Genomic DNA, 8,042 nt, shown 5'->3' on the forward strand with positions numbered 1-8,042 from the left:
ACCGGCGTCCGCGCCCTGCGGAACCCCGGCCGTCGCACGGCGAGGGTGCGCATCGTCACGCCCAGGGCCAGGACCGTCACATGCCAGTCAACACACCCCGTACGCCAGTTACCGAATGATGGAGGAACGACATGAACAGCATGAATGACGCCGGGGTCGTCGCAGGCCCGGCACCGGGCCAGACCAGCCACACCCACCGACTCCGCGGGCTCGCCGGCACCGGCTTCATTGCCACGCTCGCAGCGATGGTGGCCACCACCCTCGCCGCTGCGCTTGCCCAGGCCGTTGGCGTCGACTTCGAGATTCCCGATGGTGGCGAGAGGATCCCGTTGGCCGGGTTCGCCGTGGTGACCGGCTTCTTCTCGGTCGTGGGCATCGTCATTGCCGTCGCTCTTCTTCGTTGGAGCGCTCGCCCCGCCGAGCGATTCGTGTGGACGGCAGTGTCGCTGACCGCGATCTCGTTGGTCCCGCCCCTCCTCTCCGGGGCAAACACCGCCACCACCACCGCCCTCCTCGGGCTACACCTCGTCCCTGCGACGGTGATGATCCCCACCCTGGCGCGGAGCCTCCGCACCCGGACCGATTGACGATCCCGCAACGGGACAACGCGCGGCGCAAGGGCGTGCGCGAGCGCACTAACGCGGCCCCCGGTGCTGCCACCCTCCATTCCAGGTTCCTTTTCTTGGTCAATTCGAAAGCTGAGTCGCGTGTGCGAAGAAGCACAGGGCACCTTGCGGGATGGAGACCAAACGCCATCCGCTTCGGTCGGGGCGCACCGGGTACCCCGGTCGCGTTCACCCTGGCCGACCCCGCCGTCGCGCGCCTCCCGCGTGGATTCGGCTCCTGCGCGGCGGCTTGAGCCGGGATCTGACCCTCTCTCGGGTCGACGTCAGGCTCAAGCCGCGCCACGACGCGCTCGCAGCCGAGCCCTGACACCTACGCCTGCGGGAGGCTGTCACGCCGTAGCCGGCGGGGCAGGGAGCGCTGTTTGTGAGGTGTCAGGTTGGAAAAGGCTCAATCTGATTCCCAAGCTGACGGTGAGGTGTAGCTCGACGTAGCCGCCACTGTGGGGGATCATGCCGCCGTGAGTTTTGACCTCCTGGTCCTCGCGGCCGAACCCGCCGTTTCGCTCGACGTGGTGCGCGAGATGGTCGATCACTGCACCGGCCTGGCGCACCGAGACGGGGAACTTGATCCGCGTATCGTCGCCTTCTACGAGGACCTGCGGGTGCGGTTCCCTGATCATCCGCCGTACGACCCGCAGCCCCCTTGGATGTCGGCACCCCTCGCTGTGGGCACCGACCACGTGAGCATGAGTATCAGCCACTCACCCAGAGGCAGTGAGGCCGTGAGCGCCGTGTGTCACTTAGCCGAGCGGCATGGCTTGGTCATCTATGACCCGCAAGGCGACGAGGTTACCGGCTTGCGCCAGGACTACCGAACCACCGTGCCACTGGGTGACTAGTACGGCAGCCGCCATTGGCGGTCTGACCTGGCGGGATGCGGTGGGGGCGTGCGAAGTGGACGCAGCCGCCTGTCGATCATGTGTTTGTGAGGACTACAAGATCGAAGGCGGCTGCTGCTGCCAGGGTAGCGGCCAGGCGCGCGGTGCGGGCACGGGCCGAGTTGTTGGAGGAGCTGCGGTCGTGTTTCGTGCGGACGCAGACGTGGCAGCACGCGGGCAGGTACGTGTCGGCGCTGGTCAGTCGGGTGCCGAAGCGGAACGGGTGGAGTATCGCCGAGCAGGTCGGGGGACGCCACGCCGGACCGCACGCAGCGGTTGTTGAACCGGGCGGTGTGGGACACGACGGCCGCGATGAGCCAGGTCCGGCGGTTCGTGGCCGGGGGTCTGGACGCGGCGGCCGCGCGCCGGCGGCGGCGTGGGTTGGTTGTCGGTGCGTTGGACGAGACGGGCCAGCCGAAGCAGGGCGTCGCGACGTGTGGGGTGAAACGGCAGTACATGGGGTGCGCGGGCCGGGTCGCGAACGGGATCAACACCGTGCACCTGTCCTACGTTCGGGAGAAGACGGGGCACGCGTTGATCGGGGCGCGTCAGTGGATCCCGGCCGAGCACATCACCGACCCGGTGACCTCGGCCGGTATGGGACTGCCGCCGGAGGTGGAGTTCCGCACCAAGGGCCAGTTGGCCATCGATATCTGTGCTGATGCGTTCGCCGACGGCCTGGTGTTCGACTTCGCCTGCGGCGACGAGGTGTACGGCAACTGCACACAGTTGCGGGAGTTCTTCGAGCAACACGGGCAGGCGTACGTGCTGCGAGTCGCCTCCACTTTCATGATCGACCTGCCCTCCGAGACGAAGCTGACCTGCACGCAGGCCGTCACGCTGCTGGCCAAGGACAAGCATCGGTGGGAGGTCCGCTCGGCCGGTACCGGATCAAAGGGACAACGCTGGTACGCCTGGGCGTGGGTCGCCACCGCCTCACCGCGGCATCACCTGCTGGTCCGCCGTCACCTGCGCAGCGGCGAGCTGGCCTTCCACTACTGCCACGTGCCCGAAGGGCAACCGGTGACCAAGACGAGGCTGATCCGCGCCGCCGGGCTGCGCTGGCCGGTCGAGGAGGATTTCGAGTTCAGCAAGGACCACTTCGGCTTGGACCAGTGCCAGGCGAGGCTCTACACCGCGATCGCGCGGCACACCGTGCTGGTCATGGCCGCCCTCGCCGTCTGCGCGGTCACCGCCGCCCACCTCACCGACCGCACCGACACCCAGGCGCCGCCGCCGAGCACACCGGACCAGCCGCCACCACCCGAGCCCGGAATGATCCCGCTGACCGTCCCCGAGGTCAAACGACTACTCGCCAACGCCCTCCACCATCCGAGACCACCCGGCCACGACACGCACTGGCTCAACTGGCGACACCGTCACCAGGCCCGCGCACGCTGGTTCCACCAACGCACACGGCTGAACCGGGACTACGCCCTGGTCAGCTAGCAATTGGCGGCTGCCGTACTAGCTGGGTGACGATCGAGAAGCACCAGGCTGGACGTAGGTGGACACCGACGGACGGTCTGGCCCAGCGTAGCCGGCGGCCGCCGCAGGTCGGAGCGTCATGATGGTTGCCTGGGGGTCAAGGGGTCGTCGGTTCGAATCCGGCCGTCCCGACCGGTTGACCTGGGGAGATGGAGATCTTCCCAGGTAACGGCGGTAACATCCGGTAACGGATGATCTTTGTTGGCGGTAACAGGTTGCGGGATTGGCCGTCGCCTTTCTTGCTTTCACCTGCCCTGGCCTGCGTATTCGTGCTGATTCGCGGATGCGCCGGCATGTTGCTTCCTTGATCTCGCGTCAAGTGCTGCAGGTGTCGGCAGCTGTCGCTACCGTCGGGCGGCTCGACGACCCTTCAGCGGTGGCGGCTGTCCTGATCTCGACTGCGAGTCGTTGGCTCGGGCCCTGGCGGGTCCGCCGCACAATGTCATGCCATCCAATCTGCCGGTTCGCGGGGGGATGCTCGCCTCGACCGAGTCTTGGTGTGGTTTCGTCTTCGGAACACTGCCGACGAGTCGCAGCAGCCGTGCAGCAGGCAGAGCACCGGCCGGTGGTCACCGGGCCGGCGCTGCTCCCAGCCGTCGGGGGTCAGCAGGCGTACGTTCGCGGTCCGGCCCACCGCCGGTGACTGGCCGGTGAGGTCGACCTGGCGCGGGGCGACGCTCGTCTTCTGGGTCACGTACGCGCCGTCGGAGCCGCGGACGGGGGCGGGCGCGGCCACACCGGCGGGTGCCGGGGCCGATGGCGCGCCCAGCCCGGCCAGTGCGAGCCCGACCGCGACGGCGATGCCGAGCAGCGGTGTCCGTGTGCTTCCCATGACGTGTCCTCCTCGTGGGGTGTGGCCGTCTGATCGATGTGGAACTATCTCAATCGTCGCTTTCCCCGGCCGCGAGGCAACCGGCCCATCGGAGAGCAGCGGACCGCCGTGAGCCGTGACCGGCTGCTCCGGTGCGACGAGTGGTCCGGCCACCTGGCAGGTCGGGCCGGCCGGCCACCGAAAACCTCTTGCGGATCCGCCCGTATGGGTCGCTACGGTCGGGGGATGATCGAGGTGCGGGAACTGGCCAGGCACTATCGAGTCCACCGCAGACAGCCCGGGCTGCGCGCTGCGCTGCGCTCCTTCGTCCGGCGCGAGCAGGTCACCGTGCCCGCCGTCGACGGGGTGAGCTTCTCCATCGAGGCCGGTGAGGTGGTCGGCTTCCTCGGGCCCAACGGCGCCGGCAAGACCACCACCCTGAAGTGCCTCACCGGCCTGCTGCACCCCACCGCCGGCGCCGTGCGGGTGCTCGACCACGTCCCGCACCGGCGTGAAGCGACGTTCCTGCGCCGGATATCGCTGGTCATGGGCCAACGGAACTCGCTGTTCTGGGACCTGCCCGCCGCCGACGCCTTCGAGGTGAACCGGGCCATCTACGGCCTCGCCCCCGGCCCGTACCGGTCGGCGCTGGACGAGCTGGTCGACCTGCTGAGCCTCGAACCGTTGCTGCACAAGCAGGTCCGGGTGCTCAGCCTCGGTGAGCGGATGCGCTGCGAGCTGGCCGGCGCCCTGCTGCACCGTCCGGAGGTGCTGTTCCTCGACGAGCCGACCCTCGGGCTGGACGTCAACGGCCAGGCGGCGGTGCGCGCCTTCCTGCGCGACTACAACGTCCGGCACGGCGCGACGGTCCTGCTCACCAGCCACTACATGGGCGACGTGACCGCACTGGCCCGCCGGGTCCTGGTCATCGACCACGGCACGCTGCGCTTCGACGGCGACCTGGCCGCACTGGTCGAGGCCCACTCGCCGCACCGGCTGGTCCGCGTGACCCTGCGCGAGGCGGTGCCGGCCCGGGCCTGGGCAGGGCTCGGCGAGGTGTCCTCCGTGGACGGCGCGGTGGTCACCCTGGCGGTGCCGCGCGCCGACACGGCCGCGGTCGCCGCCCGACTGCTGACCACTCTGCCGGTCGAGGACGTGGCCATCGAGGATCCTCCCGTGGAGGAGATCATCCGTGGGGTCTTCACCCATGCGTGACGTGCTCGCCGCGTACCCGTCGCTAGTGCGCAGCAGCGTGCTGGTCGCGGCGACCTACCGGGGCCGGCTCGTGCTGTCCGTGCTCACCGCCTTCTTCCCGCTGCTCACCATGGCGGTGTGGTTGACCGTCGCCGCGCAGGGCGGGCCGCCCGCCGGCTGGACGACCGGCAACTTCCTGTCCTACTACGCGGCGGCCACCCTGATGTCGAACCTCTACGCCGACCGGGTGGTCTGGCAGTGGGACGCGGAGCTGCGCAGCGGCGACCTGTCCGTGCGGCTGTTGCGGCCCGTGCACCCCTTCCATCAGTACGCCAGCGCCGACCTCGGCCACCGCCTGGTCGCCATGGCAGTGCTGGTGCCGGCCCTGATGCTCGCCGCCGTGCTGGTGCCGGGACTGGACTACCCCGTCGGGCCGCTGCGACTCGCCGCCGTCGCCACCGCGATGGCGCTGGCGTTCGCGGTCAGCCTGTTGATGGCGTCGACCTTCGCGCTGATCGGGTTCTGGACCACCCAGGCCGCCAACATCTGGCTGCTGTGGTGGGGGCTCGGGGCGTTCGCGTCGGGCTGGGTCGCGCCGCTGGCGTTGATGCCCGACTGGCTCGGCCGGGCGGCGCTGGTGCTGCCGTTCCGCACCACGATGGGCTTCCCGGTGGAGCTGTTGATGGGCCGCCTCGGGCCGGGCGAGACCGCGTACGGCTTCGCCGTCGGGATCGGCTGGCTCGCGGTATTCGCCCTGCTGTACCGGTTGGCCTGGCGGTCCGGGGTCCGCCGCTACCAGGCGGTGGCCGGATGAGCGGGTGGCGCCGGCAGGCCCGGGTCCTGCGGATTTGTTGGCGGGCGGCGGTGGCTGGCGAACTGGAGTACCGGCTGAACTTCCTCTCCCACGCCGCGCTGAGCGCGTTCTGGATGGTGTGGGCGGCAGCCGGCGCGTCGGTCTACTTCCGGTTCACCGGGGCGGTGGCCGGCTGGACGCACGCCGAGGTGCTCGTCGTCATCGGCCTGTTCTTCACGCTCAACGGCCTGCGGCAGGCGCTGTTGCAGCCGAACCTGGAGCGGATGACCGAGTACGTGCGCCGGGGGACCCTCGACTTCCTGCTCACCAAGCCGTTCGACGCGCAACTGCTGGTGAGCCTGCGGCACGTCAGGATCAACAATCTGCTCGACCCCGCGCTGGGCCTGACCCTGACCTTGGTGGGTGTGGTGCTGTCCGGCCGGGGCGTGTCGGTGGCCGCCCTGGCGTCGTTCCTGCTGCTGCTGGCCTGCGCCGCGCTGCTGATGTACGCGCTGAGCGTGGTGCTGATGGCGCTGGCGCTGGTGATGCTGGCGGCCGAGGAACTCGACCGGGTCTCCTTTGCGTTCGTCGAGCTGTCCCGGTTCCCGGTGCAGATGTACCGCGACCCGGCCCAGACGGTGCTGACCGTCGTGCCGGTGGCCTTCCTCACCACCTTTCCGGCGTCGGCGCTGCTGGGCCGGCTCGACGCGTACCTGCTGCCGATCGCCGTGGCGGTCGCCGGCGGCGCCGTCGTGCTGGCCACCCTGGCCTGGCGACGGTGCCTGCGGTCCTACGCCGGCGCCAGCTCCTGACCGGCGGCAGATCACGATCGTGGCGTACCGATCGGCGACGGATGGCAGACGCGTACTCGGTCTGCCCCGACGGGGAGGTCCGTCCCGCAGTCTTTGCTGTCCAACCTCCTGTTCCACCCTTCGGCGGGTACCGGTGGTCGACGTGACCGGTTGGGTGACGCCTCCAGCCGCGCGACGACCGGGCCGACCGTGCGCTTGCCGAAAACCTCGTCCACGCAGGTCACGCAGCATGCTGGTACTCGTGGAGGATGCCGCCGAGGCGATCGCGTCTGCGTATGTCGAGGCGGGCGATCTTGTCCGGGTCGGCGACCTGCGCGGGCAACGGGTACAGCGGGCGTGCGTTGGCGGTGCCTTGGTGGGGCCGGTGGGTGTTGTAGAAGTCCTCGAACTCGCGCAGGGCGTGGAGGAGATGCCGCTGGTTCCAGATCAGGGTGCGGTCCAACAGTTCACGCCGGCAGGTCTGCACCCAGCGTTCCATGATCGAGTTCATGCGGGGCATCCGGACGCCGCTGAGCACGACGTCGATGCCCGCGTCTTTGAGAACGGCGTCGAACAGGGTCGGGAACTTCCCATCGCGGTCCCGGATCAGGAACCGGGCCCGGCAGCCGGCGTCCTCGAGGTCCATGACCAGGTTCTTCGCCGCTTGCGCCACCCACGTGGCGGTCGGGTGCGTGGTCGCGCCCAGGACCCGGACGCGTCGGTTGGCGTGCTCGATCACCGCGAGCACGTACAACCGCGCTCCGGTCAGGGTGACCGTCTCGAAGAAGTCGCATGCCAGCAGGGCGTCGGCCTGGGAGCGCAGGAAGTCGGCCCACGTGCTGCAGGCGCGCTCGGGCGCCGGGTCTATCCCGGCCTCTTGCAGGATCTCCCATACGGTGGACGTGGCCACCTTGATTCCAAGCACGAGCAGTTCGCCGTGAAGTCGGCGATATCCCCAGCTGGGATTCTCCCGCGCCAGGCGCAGCACCAGGGGCGCGGATCGAGTGCACGGTCCGCGGCCGGCCCGGGCGCTTGGGCCGGGACCGAGCCGCATTGCGGCGTGCGAGCAGGTCGCGGTGCCAGCGCAGGACAGTGTCCGGGCGCACCAGCAGCCGCAACCGACGCAGCACGTCCCACGGGAGCCGGTGCAGCAGCGCCGCCAGGAACGCCCGATCGCTCGCGTCGAACCGCGGCCTCTGCTTGCCCAGTTGCCGCTCCAGCAGGGTGATCTGATGGCGTAACGCCAGGATTTCCACGTCCTTGTCCCGGTCGCTCATCGGCAGCAGGCGCAGCATGGCGAACGCGTTCGTCACACCCAAATAGGCCAGTCGCAGCAGCACGGCGGACCATCATGCCGTGGCGATCACCGGCTGCGCGAGAGGCCCAGCGCAAGCAATCGGGATCGACATCCCCACCCCGCGGACCGGCTCCGACCAGGGCGGATGAGCATTTCGGCAGGGG

Annotated in this window: 8 protein-coding genes; 6 read left to right on the forward strand and 2 right to left on the reverse strand. The window is 69.5% G+C overall.

Going from position 1 to position 8,042, the window contains the following annotated elements; translation table 11 throughout:
• Positions 1-140 precede the first annotated feature (140 nt).
• The 3 genes from OG799_RS06550 (at position 141) to OG799_RS06560 (ending at position 2,953) form a co-directional block, all read left to right on the forward strand.
• Positions 141-587 carry a DUF6069 family protein gene (locus OG799_RS06550; RefSeq protein ID WP_406044066.1) on the forward strand — a complete coding sequence of 149 codons (447 nt, stop codon included), beginning with the start codon at positions 141-143 and terminating at the stop codon, positions 585-587.
• Between the two features lie 497 nt (positions 588-1,084).
• The gene (locus OG799_RS06555) at positions 1,085-1,465 is read left to right on the forward strand and encodes a hypothetical protein (RefSeq protein WP_406044068.1); all 381 of its coding nucleotides are present in this window, start codon (positions 1,085-1,087) and stop codon (positions 1,463-1,465) included.
• A 330-nt stretch (positions 1,466-1,795) separates the two neighbouring features.
• Positions 1,796-2,953 carry an IS701 family transposase gene (locus OG799_RS06560; RefSeq protein ID WP_406044070.1) on the forward strand — a complete coding sequence of 386 codons (1,158 nt, stop codon included), beginning with the start codon at positions 1,796-1,798 and terminating at the stop codon, positions 2,951-2,953.
• Between the two features lie 481 nt (positions 2,954-3,434).
• Here the strand turns inward: OG799_RS06560 and OG799_RS06565 are convergent, their stop codons facing one another.
• Positions 3,435-3,824 carry a hypothetical protein gene (locus OG799_RS06565; protein WP_406044072.1) on the reverse strand — a complete coding sequence of 130 codons (390 nt, stop codon included), beginning with the start codon at positions 3,822-3,824 and terminating at the stop codon, positions 3,435-3,437.
• Positions 3,825-4,049: 225 nt separating this feature from the next.
• Between OG799_RS06565 and OG799_RS06570 the strand changes: the two genes are divergently transcribed.
• Genes OG799_RS06570 through OG799_RS06580 form a run of 3 tightly spaced genes read left to right on the forward strand, consistent with a single transcriptional unit; the run spans position 4,050 to position 6,602 of the window.
• The gene (locus tag OG799_RS06570; RefSeq protein ID WP_406044074.1) at positions 4,050-5,018 is read left to right on the forward strand and encodes an ATP-binding cassette domain-containing protein; all 969 of its coding nucleotides are present in this window, start codon (positions 4,050-4,052) and stop codon (positions 5,016-5,018) included.
• A complete protein-coding gene (locus tag OG799_RS06575) occupies positions 4,996-5,811 on the forward strand; it encodes an ABC transporter permease (RefSeq protein WP_406044076.1) in 816 nt (271 codons plus the stop codon). The genes OG799_RS06570 and OG799_RS06575 overlap by 23 nt, the downstream gene beginning before the upstream one ends.
• On the forward strand, positions 5,808-6,602 hold the full coding sequence (locus OG799_RS06580; protein ID WP_406044078.1) for an ABC transporter permease: 795 nt from the start codon (positions 5,808-5,810) through the stop codon (positions 6,600-6,602). The genes OG799_RS06575 and OG799_RS06580 overlap by 4 nt, the downstream gene beginning before the upstream one ends.
• A gap of 220 nt (positions 6,603-6,822) precedes the next feature.
• On the opposite strand, the gene OG799_RS06585 is transcribed toward OG799_RS06580, so the two are convergent.
• Positions 6,823-7,569, reverse strand: coding sequence for an integrase core domain-containing protein (locus OG799_RS06585; RefSeq protein WP_406044080.1), 747 nt, complete (start codon positions 7,567-7,569; stop codon positions 6,823-6,825).
• Positions 7,570-8,042: the final 473 nt, after the last annotated feature.

Source organism: Micromonospora sp. NBC_00898 (genome assembly GCF_045207895.1).
Classification (GTDB): Bacteria; Actinomycetota; Actinomycetes; order Mycobacteriales; family Micromonosporaceae; genus Micromonospora.